18 protein-coding genes are annotated in these 23,360 nt (G+C 36.8%); 8 read left to right on the top strand and 10 right to left on the bottom strand.

The annotated features are described in order from the left end of the window. The first annotated feature begins 244 nt into the window (after positions 1-244). Together bcp and recA are read left to right on the top strand one after the other, a co-directional pair. Positions 245-709, top strand: coding sequence for a thioredoxin-dependent thiol peroxidase (gene bcp / locus KEM10_RS18460; RefSeq protein ID WP_212217793.1), 465 nt, complete (start codon positions 245-247; stop codon positions 707-709). Positions 710-755: 46 nt separating this feature from the next. Further along, a complete protein-coding gene (gene recA / locus KEM10_RS18455; protein WP_212217790.1) occupies positions 756-1,775 on the top strand; it encodes a recombinase RecA in 1,020 nt (339 codons plus the stop codon). A 59-nt stretch (positions 1,776-1,834) separates the two neighbouring features. On the opposite strand, the gene KEM10_RS18450 is transcribed toward recA, so the two are convergent. The 3 genes from KEM10_RS18450 to KEM10_RS18440 form a co-directional block, all read right to left on the bottom strand. Beyond that, a complete protein-coding gene (locus tag KEM10_RS18450) occupies positions 1,835-2,329 on the bottom strand; it encodes a hypothetical protein (RefSeq protein ID WP_212217787.1) in 495 nt (164 codons plus the stop codon). A 202-nt stretch (positions 2,330-2,531) separates the two neighbouring features. After that, positions 2,532-2,975 carry a DUF4395 domain-containing protein gene (locus KEM10_RS18445; RefSeq protein WP_212217784.1) on the bottom strand — a complete coding sequence of 148 codons (444 nt, stop codon included), beginning with the start codon at positions 2,973-2,975 and terminating at the stop codon, positions 2,532-2,534. Positions 2,976-3,161: 186 nt separating this feature from the next. Then, positions 3,162-3,530, bottom strand: a complete 369-nt coding sequence (locus KEM10_RS18440) for a hypothetical protein (protein WP_212217781.1) — start codon at positions 3,528-3,530, stop codon at positions 3,162-3,164. 84 nt (positions 3,531-3,614) lie between these two features. On the opposite strand from KEM10_RS18440, the gene KEM10_RS18435 reads away from it, so the two are divergent. The 3 genes from KEM10_RS18435 (at position 3,615) to KEM10_RS18425 (ending at position 9,073) form a co-directional block, all read left to right on the top strand. Further along, positions 3,615-4,784, top strand: a complete 1,170-nt coding sequence (locus KEM10_RS18435) for a metallophosphoesterase (RefSeq protein WP_212217779.1) — start codon at positions 3,615-3,617, stop codon at positions 4,782-4,784. A gap of 60 nt (positions 4,785-4,844) precedes the next feature. Then, positions 4,845-7,253 carry a TonB-dependent receptor gene (locus KEM10_RS18430; protein ID WP_212217776.1) on the top strand — a complete coding sequence of 803 codons (2,409 nt, stop codon included), beginning with the start codon at positions 4,845-4,847 and terminating at the stop codon, positions 7,251-7,253. Between the two features lie 191 nt (positions 7,254-7,444). After that, positions 7,445-9,073 carry a DEAD/DEAH box helicase gene (locus tag KEM10_RS18425; RefSeq protein WP_212217773.1) on the top strand — a complete coding sequence of 543 codons (1,629 nt, stop codon included), beginning with the start codon at positions 7,445-7,447 and terminating at the stop codon, positions 9,071-9,073. A gap of 196 nt (positions 9,074-9,269) precedes the next feature. Here the strand turns inward: KEM10_RS18425 and KEM10_RS18420 are convergent, their stop codons facing one another. From KEM10_RS18420 to KEM10_RS18400, 5 genes are all read right to left on the bottom strand, one after another. Then, positions 9,270-9,758 carry a hypothetical protein gene (locus KEM10_RS18420; protein ID WP_212217770.1) on the bottom strand — a complete coding sequence of 163 codons (489 nt, stop codon included), beginning with the start codon at positions 9,756-9,758 and terminating at the stop codon, positions 9,270-9,272. 213 nt (positions 9,759-9,971) lie between these two features. Further along, positions 9,972-10,406, bottom strand: a complete 435-nt coding sequence (locus tag KEM10_RS18415; RefSeq protein ID WP_212217767.1) for a hypothetical protein — start codon at positions 10,404-10,406, stop codon at positions 9,972-9,974. A gap of 296 nt (positions 10,407-10,702) precedes the next feature. Further along, complete coding sequence (locus KEM10_RS18410; protein WP_212217764.1) at positions 10,703-11,497, bottom strand: hypothetical protein; 795 nt, start codon at positions 11,495-11,497, stop codon at positions 10,703-10,705. Between the two features lie 85 nt (positions 11,498-11,582). Next, positions 11,583-12,113: a hypothetical protein gene (locus KEM10_RS18405; RefSeq protein WP_212217761.1), complete on the bottom strand. Its 531-nt coding sequence runs from the start codon at positions 12,111-12,113 to the stop codon at positions 11,583-11,585. A gap of 164 nt (positions 12,114-12,277) precedes the next feature. Beyond that, positions 12,278-12,925, bottom strand: a complete 648-nt coding sequence (locus tag KEM10_RS18400; RefSeq protein WP_212217758.1) for a hypothetical protein — start codon at positions 12,923-12,925, stop codon at positions 12,278-12,280. A 905-nt stretch (positions 12,926-13,830) separates the two neighbouring features. Between KEM10_RS18400 and KEM10_RS18395 the strand changes: the two genes are divergently transcribed. Together KEM10_RS18395 and KEM10_RS18390 are read left to right on the top strand one after the other, a co-directional pair. Next, positions 13,831-15,918, top strand: a complete 2,088-nt coding sequence (locus KEM10_RS18395; protein ID WP_212217755.1) for a S9 family peptidase — start codon at positions 13,831-13,833, stop codon at positions 15,916-15,918. A 245-nt stretch (positions 15,919-16,163) separates the two neighbouring features. Then, positions 16,164-17,573 carry a type III PLP-dependent enzyme domain-containing protein gene (locus tag KEM10_RS18390; protein WP_212217752.1) on the top strand — a complete coding sequence of 470 codons (1,410 nt, stop codon included), beginning with the start codon at positions 16,164-16,166 and terminating at the stop codon, positions 17,571-17,573. A 166-nt stretch (positions 17,574-17,739) separates the two neighbouring features. Here the strand turns inward: KEM10_RS18390 and KEM10_RS18385 are convergent, their stop codons facing one another. Further along, positions 17,740-20,154 carry a TonB-dependent receptor gene (locus KEM10_RS18385; protein ID WP_244825999.1) on the bottom strand — a complete coding sequence of 805 codons (2,415 nt, stop codon included), beginning with the start codon at positions 20,152-20,154 and terminating at the stop codon, positions 17,740-17,742. A gap of 115 nt (positions 20,155-20,269) precedes the next feature. On the opposite strand from KEM10_RS18385, the gene KEM10_RS18380 reads away from it, so the two are divergent. Next, positions 20,270-22,045 (top strand): chloride channel protein, encoded by a 1,776-nt coding sequence (locus KEM10_RS18380; RefSeq protein WP_212217749.1) that lies wholly within the window; start codon positions 20,270-20,272, stop codon positions 22,043-22,045. A gap of 103 nt (positions 22,046-22,148) precedes the next feature. Here KEM10_RS18380 and KEM10_RS18375 read toward each other — a convergent pair whose 3' ends face one another. Continuing rightward, positions 22,149-23,174, bottom strand: a complete 1,026-nt coding sequence (locus KEM10_RS18375) for a tRNA dihydrouridine synthase (RefSeq protein WP_212217745.1) — start codon at positions 23,172-23,174, stop codon at positions 22,149-22,151. Positions 23,175-23,360: the final 186 nt, after the last annotated feature.

Genomic DNA, 23,360 nt, shown 5'->3' with positions numbered 1-23,360 from the left:
GGCAGCTTCAAAATTAATCAAACCAAATGATTTTGCCGCCCGCTTATCAGAATAACTACAAACAACAAATAATTCTTAATGCAAATAGCTTGAACTGAACACTCTTTTTACGAACAACATTAAATTACGATAAACAAAGGCATCATACAATACTGAGATATTGGATGTTAATAACTTTTGAACCAAGGTCAACCATAATCGTTCTATATTAAATATATTTGTAACCATTAAAATTTCAATTGCTATGTCAGCACTTAAAGAGGGCGATAAAGCCCCAATTTTCAAAGGACTAAATCAAGACAATAACACAATTAGCCTGGATGATTTTAAAGGCAAAAAAGTGATTTTATATTTTTACCCCAAAGACAATACACCTGGTTGTACTGCTGAATCGTGCAATTTAAGCGACAATTACGACGAACTAACCAACCAAGGATTTGAGGTAATTGGAGTAAGTCCGGACAGCATTACATCTCATCAAAAATTTATTGCCAAACACAGCCTACGGTTTAACCTAATTGCAGATACCGAAAAAGAAATTTTGGAAATGTATAATGCATGGGGCGAAAAAAAGATGTATGGCAAAACATATATGGGAGTTTTAAGAAAAACATTTATTATTGACGAAGAAGGTACGATCATTAAAATATTTGAAAAGGTAAAAACCAAAGATCACACTAATCAGATATTGAGTGAACTAAACAAATAAAATACCTTCCTTGACAAATTGAAGAAACAGCATAAACAAAATAGAAATGGCAGAAAAAGAGAAAAAAGATAAGAAAGTGAACCAGGAAAAACTGAAGGCCCTTCAGTTAACCATGGATAAAATTGATAAAACCTATGGTAAAGGAACCATCATGAAGATGGATGATGCAGCAATTGAAGATGTACCCGTTATCCCATCCGGTTCTATTGCGCTTAACCTGGCACTTGGCGTTGGCGGCTTACCCCGCGGTAGAATCATTGAAATCTATGGCCCTGAATCATCAGGTAAAACAACGCTTGCTATTCATGCCATTGCTGAAGCACAAAAACAAGGTGGTATTGCTGCTTTTATTGATGCAGAGCATGCTTTCGATCGTTTTTATGCAGAAAAATTAGGCGTTGATTTAGAAAGCCTACTCATCTCTCAGCCCGACAATGGCGAACAAGCATTAGAAATTGCAGACCAGTTGATTCGCTCTTCAGCCATTGACATCATCGTAATTGACTCAGTTGCTGCCCTTACTCCTAAGGCTGAGATTGAAGGTGATATGGGTGATTCTAGAATGGGATTACAAGCTAGATTAATGTCTCAGGCATTACGTAAGCTTACTTCAACCATTAACAAAACAAATACCACGTGTATTTTCATCAACCAGCTTCGTGAGAAAATTGGAGTTATGTTTGGGAATCCTGAAACAACTACAGGTGGTAATGCTCTTAAATTCTACGCTTCTGTTCGACTTGACATCAGAAGAGTTACCCAAATAAAAGACGGCGAAAACGTTGTGGGTAGTTTAACTCGTGTTAAAGTTGTTAAAAACAAAGTGGCTCCTCCGTTTAAAAAGGCAGAATTTGAGATTCGCTACGGTGAAGGTATTTCACGTATTGGTGAGATACTTGATTTAGGCGTAGAACTGGAAATTGTTAAGAAAAGCGGATCGTGGTTTAGTTATGGCGAAACCAAACTTGGACAGGGACGCGAAGCTGTTAAGGAGGTAATCAAAGACAATCCTGAATTAGCAGAAGAACTGGAACAAAAAATAATGACAGCCATTAGTGCTAAATAATAAAAGAAAGCGGGAATTCTTAATTAGAACTCCCGCTTTTTTTTAATAAATATTTTTAACTACTCTTGCAGATAAGCAGACAAAGCACCATCCTCAATTACCTGCTTTAAACCTTTTAGCTCCTTGGTTAATTTAATTTTATTTACAGGATTCTCACAGAAAGATATCACACCGGTAAAAGCTGCCTGCATCAACTCTTCCTCTTCCATATCCCCTTCATTCTCGATAAACCTGAGCGTATAATACGTAACAAACAAATCATTTAATTCTTGCCGCTCCTCGGTAACTTCTTTTACTTTCGTATTTAAAATGGCCTCATCACCAAATCTACCTTTAGCCCATTTATTCACAAAATCAGTGGCTATTATTCGCTGATTATCGTTTTTATTATAGCGTGCTGCAACTAAATAGTAACAACATTCCAACACATCCTCTTCAGCTGAATTTAGCTGATTAATATCATTTAGTTCAATTTCCTTCACATAAGAAAAGTCCTGCGAATACACCACTAATGTCATCATAGAGGCAACTAGGGTTATTATCAGATATTTCATAACACTTGTTTTAAATTTTACTTTTTAAAAGTGTTAATTATTACGGTTAAACACCTGAACGTCACTAAACTTTTGACAAACACCCTTATTCTTTAGATTAAATTGAAAAAATATCAGATTAAGCCAATTGTGAAATATACCTAAAATGCAGATTTTCAACACCTAAAATTCCATGCCAATTTTAAATTTACTCGAAGAGAAACTAGCAGCTTTTAAGACGAGGAACTATAAATAATGTATACACATAACAACCCACACAAAAATTAAAGAAACATTCAATCGATGCAAACGCAATTAGTATTAATGCAAATACACTTCCCCATGCGCTAACACTTACCACAGACAAAACAGTAATTAACAAGCTAAAAACCACACCTAACCGGGCTGCAAATATCTTAGGAGCTTTATCAATCTTGCGTGTATGAGAATAATATTTTAAAGCGAAATATTTCGACACCGAGCCAATTAAGCTATACTTACCGCTTGTATAACCTCTTAAAAGAAAATCCACAAACAAAAATGCGGGTATCAACCAAAGTTGAGTCAACAGATAAATAGTTAACAACACCACAACAAACAAAGCTGATATTCGCGGTTGAGCTTCCAAAATTCTATCCGGCGAAACAGGACAAACAACATTCTTCATAACTACTTATTTTAAGATTTAAACATCTTTTATTGATACAAACATAATAGCTCAAGATTATTTATCCTATTATATAGATATTTTTAATCCTACATATTCACTATATATCACCTATAATCCCTTATTTTATAGGTTTTATTTTATCATTCTTTTTTTATATCCTTTTCCAAACATTTAATTACTTCTTCAATTTCCAAAGAGTTTTTTTCTTTTTTGACGTTGAAAAAACAAATAAACAAACCCCAATTTACAAATGACACCAACAGCAATAAACCAACCCGACAAATGAATTAGTTCAGGATTAGCCTTGAGAAACACCCCAACCATAACTAACGAAACGCCCACCACCAATAAAACAACCTCCCAACCAAGCTTAAACACATTGCGATAAATCCCCAATGACATATAAAATACTTTTATTAAGCCTCCGGAAATAAATGCAACAATCGGATAAACACCTGAAATTCCTATCACCTTTAAAATAATACCAATCAGAATAAGACTACCCCCTAATATCAACCACCATTTCGATGGTTTATTTCTTATTTCACCCATAGAACAATTAATATTAGTTCCGGTTAATTCTAAGAGACCACTCTTTTAACCGTCTTTTATATCTTTACATTCAAATAAATTAAAATGAAAGCAGCCAATATAATCATTTTCATAAGCATCATATTAAGCATTCACTTTTTCGTTAACTTCTACATTTACCAAAGAGGAATGCAATGGCTAAATGCCTATCCAACATTAAAAAGCACCTTCAGAATAACAATGCTTGTATTGTTTCTATCTTATCCTGCCGGTCGTTTTCTTGAGAAAATATGGTACGCTCCTCCCTCAACAACACTGCACTGGATAGGCGCATTTTGGTTTGCCGGCATGTTGTATTTTACATTAAGCTTAATAACGGTTGATTTGGTTAGAATTGCCAATTATTTTTTTCATTTCCTTCCCACAAAAGGATCGGAAGCATATTTAAAACTTAAACTGATTACCGGAACAGTAATTACATCAGGCGTACTACTTACCATGTTTATTGGCTTCTTAAATGCCTGGCATCCTAAAATCAGTCGACACACTATTAATATTGACAAACAGGCTAACTCCCTTAAATCATTAAAAATAGTTGCCGCATCTGATATTCACCTGGGCACCATTATAGGTCCTCGAAAAACAAATAAATTAGTAGAAACCATTAATAGTCTGCAGCCAGACTTAATACTTTTTGCCGGCGATGTAGTTGACGAAGACGTACAACCTGTTATTAAGCAAAACTTAGGAGAGAACCTCAAACAACTGAATGCACCCTTAGGAGTTTATGCCTCCACCGGAAATCACGAATACATTGGTGGCGTTGAAAGAGCGGTTGAATACTTAACTGAACATGGCATCAAAGTTCTTCGCGACACAAGTATTATCATTAACAATTCATTTGTAATAGCAGCTCGTGAAGACAGAGACAAAAACAGAACCCAACACAAGAGAAAAGAAATTAAGGAACTACTTCAAAACATCGACCAGTCACTACCCATTATATTATTAGACCATCAACCATACAACTTGCAAGATGCCACTGATGCAGGTATTGATTTGCAAATTTCAGGACACACTCATCATGGACAGCTCTGGCCCTTTGGCTATATTACAGAAAAGATTTTTGAAGTAAGCAGAGGTTACAAACAAAAAGACAGTTCTCATTTCATTGTCAGCACTGGTTTCGGAACCTGGGGCCCGCCAATAAGAACGGGTAACAGACCTGAAATATTAGAGATTACAATTCATTTCGCACCAAAAATTGATGAATAAGTCTATCTTTGAATCATAAATCAAAGAAATAACCTCAGAAATTTCAACCCGGCTCAATTTATGACCCGAATTTTAATTGTTATAGTAATTTGTTGCACAACACTTTTATCTCATGCTCAAACAGTATTAGTGCGCGATGCACAAAACCTTCAACCTCTGGAACTGGTAACTATTTTCACCCCTTCCAGCACCATTAGTACTGTTACCAATGTAAATGGCAAGAGCACATTTGAAGAGTTTAAGGATAAAGACAGTATATATTTCCGGCTTATTGGCTACGAAAACCAACTACTTAGTTACCATCAGATTCAAAAACAAAACTGGGAAGTTCTTTTAGAACCCAGCGAACTATCGTTAGATGAAGTTATCGTTTCGGCCACTAAATGGAAGCAAGGAAGAAGAGAGACTCCTTCTAAAGTTTCGATTTTAAAACCTAAAGATGTTACTTTTTTAAATCCTCAAACAGCTGCTGACTTAATAGCAAATACCGGAGATGTATATATTCAAAAAAGTCAGTTAGGTGGCGGAAGCCCTATGATCAGAGGATTTGCTACCAATCGGGTTTTGATAACAGTTGATGGTGTACGCATGAACAATGCTATTTTCAGAAGCGGCAATCTACAAAATGTTATTTCACTGGATCCTTTTGCAACTAACCGTGCAGAAGTAATTTTTGGTCCGGGCTCAGTTATTTATGGTAGCGATGCCATTGGTGGCGTAATGGGATTTTACACCTTCGAGCCGATTCTATCACACAATAGTAAGCAGCTAATTAAAGTCAGAGCAAATACCCGCTACTCTTCTGCCAATAATGAAGCTACCGGACACATCGATTTTAACCTGGGATTTAACAAATGGGCTTCATTTACAAGTTTTACCCATTCTAACTTCGGTGATTTAAGAATGGGATCTCACGGCCCGGATGAATATTTACGACCTGAATATATTGTTACCAGAAATGGAGTTGACGAAATCATCCAAAACAACAACCCCCAAATACAAACACCAAGTGCTTACAATCAGCTTAACCTGATGCAGAAATTCAAATACGTACCCAATAATCAATGGCAAATAAATTATGGTTTTCATTATTCCGAATCATCGAAAGTTGATCGTTACGACCGCCTGATACTTTATGAAAACGATACTCTCAGTAATGCCGAATGGTATTATGGACCGCAGGTATGGATAATGAACAGCCTGAACATACAACATACTGCAACCACTAAAGCATACGACCATTTTCATATTATTGCATCGTATCAGCATTTTAAAGAAAGTCGCCATAACAGAAGTCTGAATAGTACTTCTATCAAACACAGAACAGAGAAAGTTGATGCCTTTAGTTTGAATATCGACTTCGAGAAAAATCATGGCAATGGCAACCGTTTGTTTTACGGAATAGAAGCCATTGGTAATTTTATTGATTCAAAAGGAATAAAAGAGAACATTATAACCAATGAGCATTCTCCAACTTCCTCAAGATATCCGGATGGATCGACCTGGTTTTCAATGGCCGGGTACGGTAATTATCTATATAAAATAACACAAAAAACCAGCTTACAAGGAGGTTTAAGATATAATTACATTGTTTTAAACGCCGAATTCAATAATGACTTTTACGATTTTCCATTTAATGAGGCAAACCTTAATACAGGCGCTTTAACCGGAAGCCTTGGCCTTATCCACAACCCCAATGAAAATATACAACTAAGCTCATCTATATCAACAGGATTTAGAGCTCCCAATATTGATGATACAGGAAAGATATTTGATTCAGAAGCCGGTTCCGTGGTGGTACCCAATCCTGATTTAAAACCTGAATATGCTATAAATTACGAAGCAGGAGCTGCATTTATTGTAGCTAAAAAAGTTAAACTCGACATTGCTGCTTATTACACATGGTTAACCAACGCCATGGTTCGTCGTGATTACCAGTTAAACGGACAGGATAGCATAATGTACGATGGAGAATTAAGTCAGGTTCAAGCCATTCAAAACGCAGCTCATGCCAGAGTTTATGGTATACAATTAGGTATGGAGTTCAAGTGGAAATCAGGCATTAGCGCTTCCACCCGTTTTAACTATCAAAAAGGTCGCGAAGAATTAGACGATGGCAGTTATTCTCCTTTACGCCACGCGGCTCCCTGGTTTGGAATAACTCATTTGAGTTACGAGAAGAAAAAAATGAAGGTAGATTTCAACCTTCAATACAACGGTGAGGTCCCATACTCACAAATGCCAGACAGCGAAATTGGTAAAGATTACATGTATGCCATCGATAAAAATGGGAATCCCTATTCTCCAGGATGGACCACCATCAACCTTAAATCGCAATACCAGTTAAACTCTATATTAATGGCCACTGCAAGTATCGAAAATATTCTTGATGAAAGGTACAAAACCTACTCGTCAGGAATTGTGGCTCCGGGACGCAACATCATTTTATCCTTAATATTGTCATTATAACAGCTAAAAAGTTAATTAATGCCAAAATATCAAGAAGTTCCGTATAAATATTACATTATTAAAAAAAGAGGTCTATCTTTGCGCTCGATTTAACGAGGACCACTCAGGTCACCATCAGTAGCACTGTCGTAGCATAAAGTAATTCTGGTATCGCTGCATGATCGGGGTAAAGAGTGGATAAAGAATTATTTATGCAAACATTTAAAGAAAGCGGACTTCCCGAGGAAGTTCTGAAAGCTATTGGTGAGCTTGGATACGAAACACCTACCCCTATTCAAAGTAAAACTATTCCTGAGATTTTAAATTACGGTAACGACCTTATTGCTTTAGCCCAGACTGGAACCGGAAAAACAGGAGCCTTTGGATTACCCGTAATACCACAAGTTGTTACTGAAGAAAAAAGAGTTCAGGCCTTAATACTTTGCCCCACGCGCGAATTATGCCTGCAAATTACCAAAGACTTAAATAACTACGCTAAATACTACAAGGATTTATTTATAACTCCTGTGTATGGTGGAACTGAAATCAGAACGCAAATTAGAGCACTGAAGAAAGGTTCGCACATTGTAGTTGGAACACCTGGTCGTATGAACGACCTTATCAACCGCAAAGCCATTGAATTAGGCGATGTTCGTTGGTTAATTTTAGATGAAGCTGATGAGATGCTAAACATGGGTTTTAAAGATGACCTTGAAAGCATTATGGCTCAAACACCAGAATGGCGCCAGACCTTATTATTCTCAGCTACCATGCCACCTGACATTGCTCGTATGTCGAAAAAATACATGCAAGAGCCTGTTGAGATTAGTGTAGGTACTAAAAATTCAGGTTCATCTAATGTTGAGCACCATTATTATATGGTTCATGCCAGCGATCGCTATAAAGCATTGAAACGTATTGTGGATGTAACCCCTGATGTATACGGTATTGTTTTTTGTCGTACCCGTCAGGAAACCAAAGATATTGCAGATAGCCTGATGGCCGATGGTTACAATGCGGATGCCATCCATGGAGATTTATCTCAGGCTCAGCGTGACTTGGTGATGCACCGTTTCCGCAAGAAACACCTTCAGCTTTTAGTGGCAACCGATGTGGCTGCCCGTGGTATTGACGTAAACGACCTTACGCACGTTATTAACTATAACTTGCCGGATGATATTGAAGTGTACATTCACCGAAGCGGACGTACCGGACGCGCAGGAAAGAAAGGTGTTTCGGTTGCTATTATCCATGCTAGAGAGATGCACCGTATTAAGGCTATTGAAAAAATTGCCAAGAAGACCTTCGAGCGCAAGTGGGTTCCTAAATCGGAAGAAATATGTGAAAAACAGTTATTCCACTTCTTAGAAAGAGTAGGCAATACTGAATTGGAAGAAGATTCTCCGGTTAAGACTTTAATGCCGGCTGTATACGAGAAGCTGGCTACCATGGAACGCGAGCAACTGATCACTCAGTTTGTGGCTGCCGAATTCAACCGCTTTATGGAGTATTATAAAGATGCGCCAGACTTGAACGTATACAAAGAAGCTAAAAGCAGAAGAAATTCAAATGTGGCGTTTAGTCGTTTATTTGTCAATCTGGGTAAAACAGATAAAATTACCTCTGGTGACATTATCGGCTTAATTAACAGTAAAATAAAAGGTACTACTGTTAAAGTTGGTAAGATTGAATTACTTCGCAACTTCTCTTTTATTGAGGTTGATAAGGAATACGAGCAAGAAGTTATTAAAAAGCTAAGCTCAGCTAAAGTAAAAGGCAAGAAGGTAAGCCTTGAGGTAGCAACCCCAAAACCTTCGAAACGTAGAAACAAAAGACGTTAATATATTACAAAGAGGCACCGGAAACGATGCCTCTTTTTTATACCTTTTGTTTATACTACTACATACAAACATTGGTCTAATAATAAATTTACAACCTTCGTTCGACCATGTTGCAGCATTTTATCGTCCATTTGAACTAACCCTACAACAGAAAAAAGAAGAACCAATCAAGCCATTTTTTTATCGCAATAAGAAATTAATCATTTGACCTGTTGAAATAGATCTGAAATCCTACATACATACCTAAACCAACATTTCTAAAATCGGTATTACCTTGCAATTCAGCTTCAAGTCCAATACTTTGATTTAAAAACCAAACATGGCCAATTCCCAAACCCATTTTTTTGTCTGTTAATGCACTTCCTAATTCCAGGATGTTTTTTAAACCCACAAAACCAGAAAAGTATACACTACTTGATTCCGCAGGTGATAAATAATACCTACCAAACGGAGTAAAATCCCAATATAGCTTTTCTGAAGTATATTCTAGAGGCAGGGAAATCCCTAAACACAGCTTGTCTGTTAAAAAAATGGCAGAGTTTGGATTAAAACTAAATTCCGAATCATACTTATTAATCTCAATATCAGCATAACCGCCAATCAAAAAGGTTTTCTTTTGAATCTGTGAAATTCCACTACAGATACTCATAGCTAAGAGAATTCCAACAAATAACATTCGTTTCATAAAGGTTAGGTTTTGTTTTTTATTATACATACTTAATTGACATACATTTAATACTTACTGTATGCCACTTTATTTACATAACGATATATTTCTAATTTCATTTAAAAACGTTTGCTACTTTTTCCTTTTGCAACGCTTTTTGTGGTATTATATCGCCCGCTAGAATTAAAGAATACCAGATGAGTTATCAGGATTAAATAAACGAGCCATGCTTTATTCCATCTTGTTGGGTCCTGTTTTAATAAAATAATGTTCCAATTGTACAAAGTCAGTTTCTTTAGTAATTGGAAATATCATTTCTTCCACAACTTTATATCCAACTATAATTTTTAACTCTACTTTATAATCTGTCCATAACGGATCTTCTTCTAATTCTGAATGAAATCCTTCAGGTACAAATACCAACTTTAAAAGATCATCCGGTACAATTTCTTTTTGGAGGTATGTATACCTATAAGGAAAACTATCAACACTGTCTACTTCTGTTTCAGTATTAAAAGTTCTGTAGATAACACCAGCTTTGTTTCCAGTTGAGACAACTTCAAATTTTATATCCTCTTTAATCATAACTGGGTTTACATCATCATCAGAGGAGCATGAAATTAAAATCATACTAAAAACTACATAAACAAATAAAATTCGTTTCATAAAGGTTTGGTTTTTATTATTTATTATACATATTTAATTGACATACATTTAATACTTACTGCATGTCACTTTATTTACATAACGATATATTTCTAATTTTATTTACCTTTGCTTGCTAATTTTTCTTTTTGCAACGCTTTTTGCGGTATTATATCGCCCGCTAGAGTTAAAGGATACCAGAAAAGCTGTCAGGATGCGAATAAAACTATTTATCCTTTACTCCCATTCATTGGCTCTTTAATAAAATAATAGCGCGAATTTATAACTCGCGCTAGAAATATCAACCACAGCTCCAACTACTCAGTCCTTGTATATGTATTTGAAACACCATCTGATGGCACTGTTAAGGTTAATTCATTTCCATCTACTGCTACCTGATATTCATAAACAGCCCCATCAAAATCTAATTTTAGGATATCGCCTTCTACATCAAACTCAAATTCAGTTGTTATGTTCTGTACATACTCCCCGTCCAATAACCACTGTTCTCTATATACACCGGTTTTGTCTTCATAGAATATAATTATGTCGTTATACAGGTCGTACCCTGCAGTTGGATCAGTTACCTCTACCGACCAAATCCATTCGCCTATTAATTGTTCAATTATTACCTGAGTTTCGTCCTCTTCTTCCTCTTCTTCCTGCTCCTCTTCTTGCTGTTTTCTTTCTTCCTCTCTCTGCTCCAGCTCTTCTTTTGTAATCTTTGTATATTCTCTCTGGAAAGTTTCGCCATTAACATTGACCTCAATAGTCAATACTCCGTCCTCTACAAAAGCATCTGTTGTTCTGCTAAAGTCTTCGGCATCAATAAAAAGACTGGTTCCATCAAAAGTATATGTAAAGTTATATGCTTCTGACGATGCACCTCCCCAACCACCATCTATATAGGTTGTCATAGAACCGGTTTCGTCGGCATTAAATACCATAAGTTCAGTGGTAGTAACTGTACGTCCCCATGATACGGTTTCTGTAACCAACTCCCATGCACCAATAATTTCTTTTCCTTTCATGTCGTCACTCTTGGAGCATGAAGAAAAGAATGTTGAGATTAGGATTGTAGCCATTAAAACTACTAACGAATTTTTTTTCATAGTTTAAATAATTTGTAAGTAAAATGTTATATAGTGCGAGCTATTGTGATAGAAATATCCTACAACAATCCAGACGTCTGACCTTTTAGTTTAAAAGAATGCATCTGGCGTAATCCTTAGTATTTTCTATTTTTTTCTTTTTTAAATCCATGTCGTAATATGATTCATCTTTCAAATAAGTTCTAATAAATTTGATACCCACTTCTTCAATTTGCATCAACTGTTCCTTTGTTATCGGGTAAGTCATTGCAAAGCCTGAGTATATTTGACTATTAGACACAAATGATTGAGGTGTCGCATTTTTAACAGATGTTAGTTCCATGACAGATTTATCTCCTAATTTCAAACTTAACTTACTCCCTTCTGGAATTAAAAAAGCCTGGTCGCCTGGAATATTTACGTACGATTCGAGCCTGAAATCGTCTCCTAATCGGTAAAAAGCAAATTGAAAAAAGAAATTGTGTTTCTTTAGTATCCTTCTTTCTACTTCTCCTGAGAATTCGTCTACTTTTTCATGGGTATAATTGCACTTCTGTGCTTTTACAATGGATGTACTCGACAATAGTACGATGGTAAATAGTAAAATTAAATACTTAATAGTAAGTTTCATTTTCATAGATTTTTAATTAATATGATGATTTAATTGAACTTGGAGATTATGCAACCTTGTTGGCCTAACACACTTGTAGGTAAATTGCTTTTTATTTCTATTAGGTAGTTAATGAGCGTGCTTTCCAGATATCATTAGCCTAAAAAGCACACTCCTCATTATGGAAAAAATCAATTATTCACAATCCTTCGGGCAGCCAAATAACCGTTATAAAAGCTGGCATCGCGATGTTTAAATATTTTCATCAGTTTATCCAGTTTATTATTCAGCAAAGCATTGGTATCGGCAAATAAAACTTCCAGATCTTTAGTTGCTATTACCGAGTCAATCTTGTATTTTCGGGGCATCCCGTTCAGCTCTTTAAAATTATCCAAATCTCCATCTATATCAACTAGCTGATCGGCTGTAACACCATATCCTCCACTTAGTGCATCTATATTATTCTCTGATTTTTCCAATATTTCAGTTACCTTATCAACAAACATTTCGTTTTTTAACCGATACAAATCTGTCATTGACTGATTCATACGCAATGCCAACTCAGCCTTACTTTCTATTATGGCAAAAGCTTCCACCTGATCGTTTAAAACATCTGCCTTTTCAGCTATCAAACGTTTAAGCTGATTTTTCTCCATACCTAAATAGGTTTTTGCCTTATCCTGGTCTATAACTTTTGCACCAATAGACGCAACCAGCTCTTCAAACTCGTTTTTAATAACACCAATTTTAGGGATTACACTCCATACCGAAGAGCGTAAATTCAAATAACTCAATACTGAGCCAAACATTTCTTTTTGATTTAACTGAATTTCTGTCATAATACTGAATAGTTAGATTTGCAACTGTTAAATAATTACATCTTGATGTTAATAATAATTAATTACAAATCAAAAATATATTATCCTTAACATATCATCCAAACCCTATTTTTACCTACGCATCTCTTTATATATCTACATCTTACATTTATTTATTTTTACACATATATATAAACAAAATATATAGTTTAGTTTTACTACTAGTACGCAACAACGTTTATTGCTATTTTTATGTATATATTAATTCTAATACATCAAAATCTTATTCTGTAATATACAATACAGCAATCACACTCTTTATAAAACCTGAAGTTGATACCAATTATTGGAAAGAAGATCTGTTTAAATCCTGCAACACTTTACTAATTTGCTATCTCGAGATAGCATTGTTTGGCTCAGAGAGCTTAAATTGTAATCCCAAGATGACATTGTTATACATCAACATGTTATTGCTTTAGTTAAAGTTGCCATTGTTACATTACGAGATGATATTGTTTTAGTCCAAGATCTTATTTTGCAATCTCGAGATGACATTGTTATACATCAACATGCCATTGCTTTAGATAAAGTTGCCATTGCTACATCACGAGATGATATTGTTTAACTCAGGTAACTTAATTTGCAATTTCGAGATAACATTGTTATGCAACAAGATGCTATTGCTTTAAGTTATCGTTCTCCTTTCGGCAGTGTCAATACCTTATAGTATCATCTTCCTATCTATCAGATCAACTTTCACAGGGGTATCACCATAAAAAGGCTACAAAAATCTGTACCATGACAATTCTCACAACCTATTGTATCGAAAGATGTTATTTTTATAGCTTATATTCGTCAAAGAATAAAACAACCAATTGATTCATCATAACAACCTTGATTTTAAGAATAAACAAAACACATATAAGATGAAGAAGTACACCTTTTTACTGGGACTTTTGGGTTTATTGTCGGCGTGTAGCGGATCAAAGAAACCCGAAAAACCAACCTTTACCAACAGAGACTTAAAAGTTGAAAGCGAAATAATGACCCCCGAAGTATTGTGGTCGTTTGGCCGGGTAGGTAACGTTTCGGTTTCGCCTGATGGTAATACTGTTGTTTTCACTGTATCATACACCAAAATTGAAGAAAACAGAACCTATACCGATATTTACACCATGCCCGCCAAAGGAGGCGAGTTTACGCAAATCACCTCAACATACGATAATGAGTTTGAAGTAAGCTGGCGCCCTGATGGTAAAAAAATAGCTTATTTATCGGCTAAATCAGGTGATGTACAACTTTGGGAAATGAATCCTGATGGATCAAACCCGGTAAAAGTAACTAAAATTGAAGGCGGTATTGAAGGATATAAATATGCACCTACTATGGACAAAATCCTTTTTACTCAAAGTGTAAAGCTGGATAAAACCATTCATGATTTATACCCCGATCTTCCTAAAGCCGATGCTCGCATTGAAGATGACTTAATGTATCGCCACTGGGATCACTGGCACGATTTTAAATACAGCCATGTATTTTATATTGATTATGCTAATGGTTCAACAGTAGGAACAGCTACCGATATTATGGAAGGCGAAAAATACCACGCTCCGTTGAAGCCATGGGGTGGCATGGAGCAAGTCAGCTTCACTCCCGACGGTAAAAACATTGCTTATACCTGTAAAAAACTTGAAGGTAAAGCATCAGCTTTCTCTACTAACAGCGACATTTATCTGTATTCGATTAAAGATAAATCAACCCAAAATCTTACCGAAGGCATGATGGGGTACGACATTGCTCCTACGTTTTCGCCCGATGGTAAGCTAATGGCCTGGGAAAGCATGGAACGCGATGGGTACGAAGCCGACAAAAACCGTTTGTTTGTGATGGATTTGGCAACTGGTACTAAAACAGATTATAGCAAAGAAATCGATTTTAATGTACACGGCCTTACCTGGAGTAAGGATGGCAACACCATTTGGTTTACCTCTGATGATAAAGGATCGAAAGAAATCTATAAATTTAATCTGGCCGATGCTTCATACTCAAAAGTTACTGATGGTATTCACAACTACAACTCAGTTGAGCCTGCCGGAGACAAATTGATTGCTACGCGTACCTCAATGCAATATCCAACAGAAATTATTTCGGTTGATCCAGCATCGGGTAAAGGAGAAAATATTTCTAAAGTAAACGATCCTCTTCTTGCTCAATTGAAGATGGGTAAAGTTGAAAAACGTTGGATCAAAACCACCGACAACAAAGAGATGCTTACCTGGGTGATTTATCCTCCTAACTTTGATCCGAATAAGAAATATCCGACTTTATTATATTGTCAGGGCGGTCCACAAAGTATGGTTAGTCAATTCTGGAGTACACGCTGGAACTTTCAGATGATGGCCGCTAACGATTATATTATTGTAGCGCCTAACCGTAGAGGCTTACCTGGTTTCGGACAAGAATGGAACGAACAAATTAGTGGCGATTACGGTGGTCAGAATATGAAAGATTACCTTACAGCTATTGATGAAGTGGCCAAAGAACCATTTGTGGATAACGATAACCTGGGCGCTGTAGGTGCCAGCTATGGAGGTTTCTCAATTTACTGGCTGGCTGGTCACCATAATAAACGATTCAGTGCGCTTATCTCTCATTGCGGTATCTTCAACCTTGAACAGATGTACAGCATTACTGAAGAGATGTTTTTTGTGAACTGGGATAACAAAGGTAACTATTGGGATAAGAGCAACAGAGCTGCTATGAAAAGCTATGCTAATTCGCCGCACAAGTTTGTTCAAAACTGGGATACTCCGATATTGGTTATCCATGGTGCCAAAGACTTCCGTATTCCTTATACTCAGGGAATGGCAGCCTTTAATACAGCTCGTATGCTGGATATTCCAGCTCGTTTCTTGTATTTCCCCGAAGAAAACCATTGGGTACTTTCATGTCAGAACGGTATTTTATGGCAACGCGAATTCTTCCGCTTTTTAGATGAACAGTTGAAAAAATAATACCCTCATTTATACAAATTGCACAAAGCGGAGGCCCTTACCTCCGCTTTTTTAATACCCCGACACATCATTTACAAACACTGCGTTACAGACCATTATTGCAGTCGAATAAAATTTCATTTATAATTGAATAAATTTCTATCTTCAAGAAAAATAATTGGCAACTATTTATATTTTTGCCGAACTTTTTTAAGCTTAGTAAAATCATTTTTTAATGTTGTAGCAATAATTTTAGACCTGCAAAAATGAAGCAATCGTATTTCGAATTGATCGACCAAACTTACTATTTCCCTCAACCGGGTTTTGATATCGAAAACGGGAATTTATATTTTAATAATGTGTCGTTAAAACACATGATTGATAAGTATGGTACACCACTTAAAATTTCATACTTACCGCGTATAGGCGAACAGATAAAACGGGTTAAAAACCTGTTTAGTAAGTCCATTAAAGCCAATGGTTACAAAGGAAAATACAATTATTGCTATTGCACAAAAAGTAGTCACTTTAGTTTCATCATTAAAGAAGTATTAAAATACGGTGTTAGTTTAGAAACTTCATCAAGTTACGACTTAGACATTATTTTAAAGCTTCACGAAGAAGGACTGATTACCAAGAATATTAAACTAGTACAGAACGGTCATAAAACAGATGGTTATCTGCAAAAGATTGCTCAATTACACAATGCCGGATTTAAAAACCTGATTGTAGTACTGGATAGCCTTCATGAGTTAGACCGCTTGCTACCCCTTATTGAAAGTGGAACCATTCAGGTAGGTATTCGTATGGCCATTGACGAAGAGCCTCAATCGGCTTATTACACTTCACGAATGGGCATACGTCCGGCCGACGTTATGAACTTTTACAAAGAAAAAATTGCCGACAACCCAAAGGTGAAGCTTCGCATGCTTCATTACTTTGTGGATAGTGGTATTAAAGATACACTTTACTATTGGGGATTATTCCAAAAAGGACTAAACCTATATGTTGAGCTAAAAAAACAATGTGAATCATTGAGCGCCTTCAATATTGGTGGTGGCTTACCTATTCGTAACAATCTTGGTTTTGAATACGATTACAATTACATCATCAACGAGATTGTTCGTAACATAAAGGATACATGTACCTCTGAAGGCATTGATGATCCGGATATCTTTACTGAATTTGGAAGGTATACCGTTGGAGAATCAGGCGCCATCATTTTTAAAACATTGGAAGTAAAACAGCAGAATGATGCTGAGCTATGGTACATTATTGATAACAGTTTGATGACAACCATTCCGGACAGCTGGAGTATTTTCGAGAAATTTATTCTGTTACCGGTTAACAATTGGGATAAGGAATACTCAAAAGTTAATATTGGTGGAATAACCTGCGATCACTCCGATTATTACAATACGGAAGACCTAAACCAACAGGTATTCTTACCCAAGATTAAAAACGCCGACGAAGAACCATTATATATGGGATTTTTCCACACCGGTGCCTACCAGGACTCTATTAGTGGCTATGGTGGTTTAAAACACTGTTTGATTCCTGCACCTAAACATGTGGTGATTGAACGTGATGAAAACGGTTTGCTTCGCGATTACCTGTTTAAAGACGAGCAGAAAGTGGAGGATATGTTGCGTATATTAGGATTTTTAGACAAGTAGTCTCTGCAAGCAAGCTCCATTTTTCTCGTTATGCTCGCTTTTAAAACTGGTCATTTACCAAAGTAAACTCCCATTTTATAAGCATCGCAAGCCTCAAAAATGAAGCTTTCTTTATCAGAGACAGAACATAAAAAACACTGAGCAGCTCTTATAAGTTGCTTAGCGTTTAAAACTCTATCAACAATCCAATGGTTGGTAAAACGGTTCCTGAGGTGCCGTTTAATTCCTGCATAGCATAGCGCTGTTGATTCAAAGGTGCATCAGGATTAACAACGATAGACTCGCCATTATCATCCAATTGCTGAATCAGCTCAGGAGCTTGGGCTGATTGATTATTATATACATTCTGAATATCGATATAAAAACCCAAAGTCATCCTTTTAAGGTTATAGGTTTTATCCACCCTTAAATCCAACTGATGAAAATCCTCTAAACGCTTTGTATTGTATTGCGAATAATCCAGATATTGCCTAAACTGTGCATCCCATGCCACTTTCAACGACGATTTATCTTCATCGTAAGGAGTATATGGCAAACCACCTACATAACGCCATTTCATGCCCACACTCCAGTTGCGTTTTAGTGTTTGATTAACGGTAACAGTAAATAAATGACGGCTATCCCAGGCTGAAGCAATATAATCGCCTTTGTAATCGGTAAACTCACTTCTCACATAGGTATAGGCAGCAATCATATTCAATCCTTTATTAGTTTTGGTACGGTACAAAGCCTCAAAACCATAAGCCTTTCCTTTTGAGGTTGAAGTCACTTCTTCATCACCTACTACCCCAAAATCTCCTCCCTTACTGGCCATAGAAATAGAATCCTTCACCGAGAATGGATATTTATCATACAATTTGTAAAAACCTTCCAGCGTCATCCTACTATGATCATTGGGGCGCAATTCCAGACCTGCCACAAAATGATCAGACGAAATATAAGTCAGGCCATTCTGCTTATTCACTAAGTCCCCTTCCGTATTTCTATACCCCATAGTTGTATAGGATGGATTCTGATAATAACGGCCCACATTGGCATTAAAATAAAACTCTGGTAAAATCATATATGAAAGCGAGGCACGTGGACTCAACTGATCCAATAAATTATTCATCTGGCTCGAATAACTGTTGGCATCCATTCTCACACCACCCGATAATGTCAGACGATTATCGAAAAAAGGATGAGAAACAGAACCAAAAACCGACCACTTTACAAAGTCTAATTCCGACTTATAATTTATTTCTGATGGCTGCCCATCAATAAAAGTTCGATTATAAGTACGGTTGTAATAATTTATATACTCAGCTCCTGCTCCAAAGTTTAAGGTCCACTGATTGGGACGTGCTGTATATTCAGTTCTGAATTTGTTCTCTATCTCATCAGAGATATAATTCAAATTAAGGTTCTCAGGTTCTTCAATATTATCATCATATTTAATAGCCTCGTTATTTAAATGGTTTCGGCTTAAAAACATCGATAAATAACTATTCTCAAAGTAGTGTTTGTAGGAAGTTCCTAGTGTATAGTTCCACTGATTATTAACTGGCAAGTAGCCGATAATGTATTTATTTTCATCTGTGGGCGAAGCTCCATCATTAAACTCAAATACATCGATAGCCCCAATTCCTAGAAAAGATATTTCGTTTCTGTCATCAATACGCGTCTCCGTCTTAAACTGAAAATCGGTAAACGTTGGTAAAAAAGGCAAATCCAGAGCAGCAAACAAAAACTGAAGATACGATCGTCGGACCGAAGCAATCAATCCTGTTTTCTCGCTCAATGGCGCTAATGTTGTTAACGATATCTCTGAAGCTCCCAACGTTCCTTTAAAAGTGGGTTTATCTACATCCACATCAATTTGCTTGAATTCAAAAACCGAACTCAATGCATTGCCTTTACCGGCAGGAAAAGCACTGGAATAAAAATCTACTTCACGAATAAAATCAACATTTAAAATACCCACGGGTCCTCCTGTGGCTCCCTGCGTTGCAAAGTGATTAATATTGGGGATTTCAATACCATCAATAAAAAAACGATTCTCTGACGGTCCACCCCCCCTCACAAATAAATCATTCCGAAAAGTACTGGCTGAACCAACCCCCGGAAAAGACTGCAATACTTTGGAAATATCTCTGTTAGCTCCCGCACTCTTTTCTATCTGGTCAATACCAATTCGTCTAAGCGACACAGGTGCCTCGGGTCTTACAGCATATGGAGAGGCTGTAATTCTGATCTCTTCCAACGACTCTGTGGCTGATTCCAGTTTAATCTGAACACTGGTATTCCTAACCTGTGATATATTGTATTCTTCCGTAATTAAAGAATTATACCCCAGCGACGACAACTGTAAACGAATAAACCCGGGATCTAAATCTCTAAATTCAAAGCGCCCGAGTGTATCTGTCATGGTTCCGGTGGTGGTGTTAAAAATAACAACACTAGCAAAAGGAATAGGCTTGTTAGTATAGGCGTCGCGCACTTGCCCTTTTAATACACCCGTTTGAGCATTTATATTTACGACACTCAAATGCAAAAAAGCCAATAAAAGTAAATTCTTAATTAATTGCGACCAGTTCATCATTAAATTATGTTTGTTCAAAATTATCATCACAATCTTAAACACCTTCAAATAAAAAAAGTTTATTTATTCACTAATTTTAAAAATTGATTACCTTTCTCTTGTGAATCCTGATCATATGGATAGAAAATCGCTGTTCAAACAATTTCTTATCTGGCGCCTTAGACATGTTAGCAATCGTCAATTTATGATGATTCTAAGCATCATTGTTGGTGTTGGGGCCGGTTTTGCGGCCGTGGCCATTAAAAATTCAGTTCACTGGATTAGTCATTTTGTTCATAGCTTTCTGGGACAAGACCACGATTATATCTTTCTTATTTCACCCACCATAGGTATTTTTCTTACGGTGCTTTTTATTAAATATGTCATTAGGCGTCCCGTTCGACATGGTATTCCCAATGTTTTGTATGCCATTTCAAAAAATGAGGGAAAGATGAATCGCCACAATATGTTTTCATCCATTGTAACCAGTGCTTTAACAGTTGGCTTTGGAGGTAGTGTGGGATTAGAGGGACCAACTGTTTCAACCGGTGCTGCTATTGGAAGTAATGTTGGGCAACTATTTCGGCTTAACTATCGACAAATAAAACTTTTATTGGGATGCGCGTGTGCTGCTGCCATGTCAGCCATTTTTAAAGCACCTATTGCAGCCATTGTTTTTGCCCTGGAAGTGATTATGCTTGATCTGACTCTGGCAGCCATCGTTCCTATTCTTCTGGCCTCTATTTCAGCCGTTATCATTTCTTATATTTTCATGGGGCAAGAGGTGGTTTACCCATTTGAATTAGCCCACACATACGAAATGATAGATCTGGTATACTATGTTTTGTTAGGCATCGTGGCCGGGTTTGTTTCATCCTACTTTACACGTATCTACATATTTATGGAGAAATGGTTTGAAAACCTGGATAAACACCGTATACGATTACCTGTTGGAGGTGCTTTATTGGGCGTTTTGCTATTCTTTTTTCCTGCCTTATACGGAGAAGGTTACGATGTTATTAACAGTGCATTAAGTGGCAATATTAATTTTATTTTTGAGAATACCATTTTCCAAAGCTGGTCTGATAGCATTTTGGCTGCGTTTATTTTGTTGGCAGTTATTATTGCCTTAAAAGTAGTAGCTACTTCGCTTACATTTGGCAGTGGTGGTGTAGGTGGTATTTTTGCCCCAACCCTTTTTATGGGAGCCAATACGGGTTTACTCTTTGCTAACATTGTCAATCGATTGGGCTTTCATCAATTACCCATTCAGAATTTTGCATTGATAGGTATGGCAGGCCTAATTGCAGGTGTATTACAAGCTCCTCTGACCGGACTTTTCCTAATTGCAGATTTAACCGGCGGGTATGAAATGTTTTTGCCCCTGATGATAACAGCAACCGCCTCCTTTGCTACAGCTAAAACATTTGAAAAACACTCTGTTTACACTCACTTATTAGCCATGCGCAAGGAACTGCTTACTCACGACAAAGATCAGGCAGTATTAACCATGATGGAAGTAAAAAACCTGATTGAAACAGATTTTGCCACCATTCATCCGAAAGCCAGTCTGGGTGATTTAGTAAAAGTTGTTTCCGAAGCCCATCGCAACCTCTTTCCTGTGGTTGATTCCAAAGGAATAATGCATGGTATGATTAAAATGGATGATGTAAGAAAGATCATCTTTAAACCAGAGTTATATGAGAAAACCATGGTTAAAGATCTGATGTACATGCCCGAGTATTATATCAGTCCCGATGATTCAATGGAAGATCTGGTTGAAATGTTTCGTAAATCGAGCCGTTTTAATATTGCTGTTATTGATAAAGGCAAATACCTTGGTTTTATTTCCCGGGCCAATGCCTTTACCGCCTATAGAAATCAGTTAAAGATGTTCTCAGGAGCCTACTAAAATAAGAATTATAGACCGTCAGAATATAGACTTTTTGACAGGATGCTTTTTTGTTTAATCTATTAGTTTTTGCAGCAATTGCATTCTATTCCTTTTCAGCTTCCTATTCACGTCTTTTCACATCCTCTTTAAAAGCTTTCACAATAGATTCTACTTCATCAACCCCATGTGTTTCCATTAATTGAGCTCGTAAATGGGCCGCTCCTTTAAAACTGTTGGTATATATTTTAAAGAATCGTTTCAATATCGACCAGTTCTTTTCTCCCGTCCAGGTTTTGGAATATAATCTGGCATGCAGCAACAAAGCCTTCAAACGCTCTTCCATGTCTGGTTCATGTCCCGGATGGTAGATCCATGGATTATGGAAAATTCCGCGCCCCACCATTACTCCGTCTACACCAAACTCTTTTACTTTTTGTTCCGACTCAGCAACTGACATCACATCACCATTACCCAGAAGTTTAATTTTAGGGTTAATCTCATTACGCAACTGAACAGCTTTTGCAATCTCATTCCAATTGGCTTCTCCTTCCGACATCATTTTCTGAATTCGACCATGTACAATCAGTGCATCTATCTCTGACTGAAGCAAAGTACTAATCCACGATTCAGTAACTACTGACTTAAAACCAACTCGTGTTTTAACACTCAGTGGCAAATCTGATGCTTCTTTGGTTGCAGTAATGATTTCGCGTGCCAGATCCGGCGTATTAATTAAGGCAGAACAAGCACCTTTTTTGATGATATTCTTCATCGGGCAGCCCATATTGATATCAATACCGTCAAATTCGGTCTCCTCTGCAATATATTTAGCTGTTTGATAAAACTTTTCAGGATCAGTTCCCCAAATCTGAGCTACCAGCTTCACATTCATCTTACGGGCCAGTTCCTGTTCTTCCGGATTAATATGAAAGCGATGCAAAACCTTTTCTTTTCCAACCGGATGACAAAATCCATCGGTTGATAAAAATTCACTAAAAAGCAAGTGCACATGCCCTGGTTTACTTAAACGCAAAACAACCTCACGAAAAACAGTATCCGTAACATCCTCCATGGGAGCCAAAGCCCATATCGATTCTTTTATTGAACTCCAATAATTCTCTTTCCCTGTTTTTATGGCCTTATTCATTCTATTTCTTTCCATTACTCAAGCAATCCTTCAACTCTTCAACATCCTTATGGAAGTATGTTGTACAATCACGCTCATTACTTTCTTAAATTCAATCTCATAACCATCTATAAATGGATAAACAGCTAAATCAGCACGATCAATTCTAAGTATGTTATATTTTTTTCATCGGCAAAGATATTAAAA

Origin of the sequence: Carboxylicivirga linearis (assembly GCF_018271995.1) — a bacterium.
Lineage (GTDB): Bacteria > Bacteroidota > Bacteroidia > Bacteroidales > Marinilabiliaceae > Carboxylicivirga > Carboxylicivirga linearis.
This window is presented reverse-complemented; position numbering and strand designations above follow the sequence as displayed.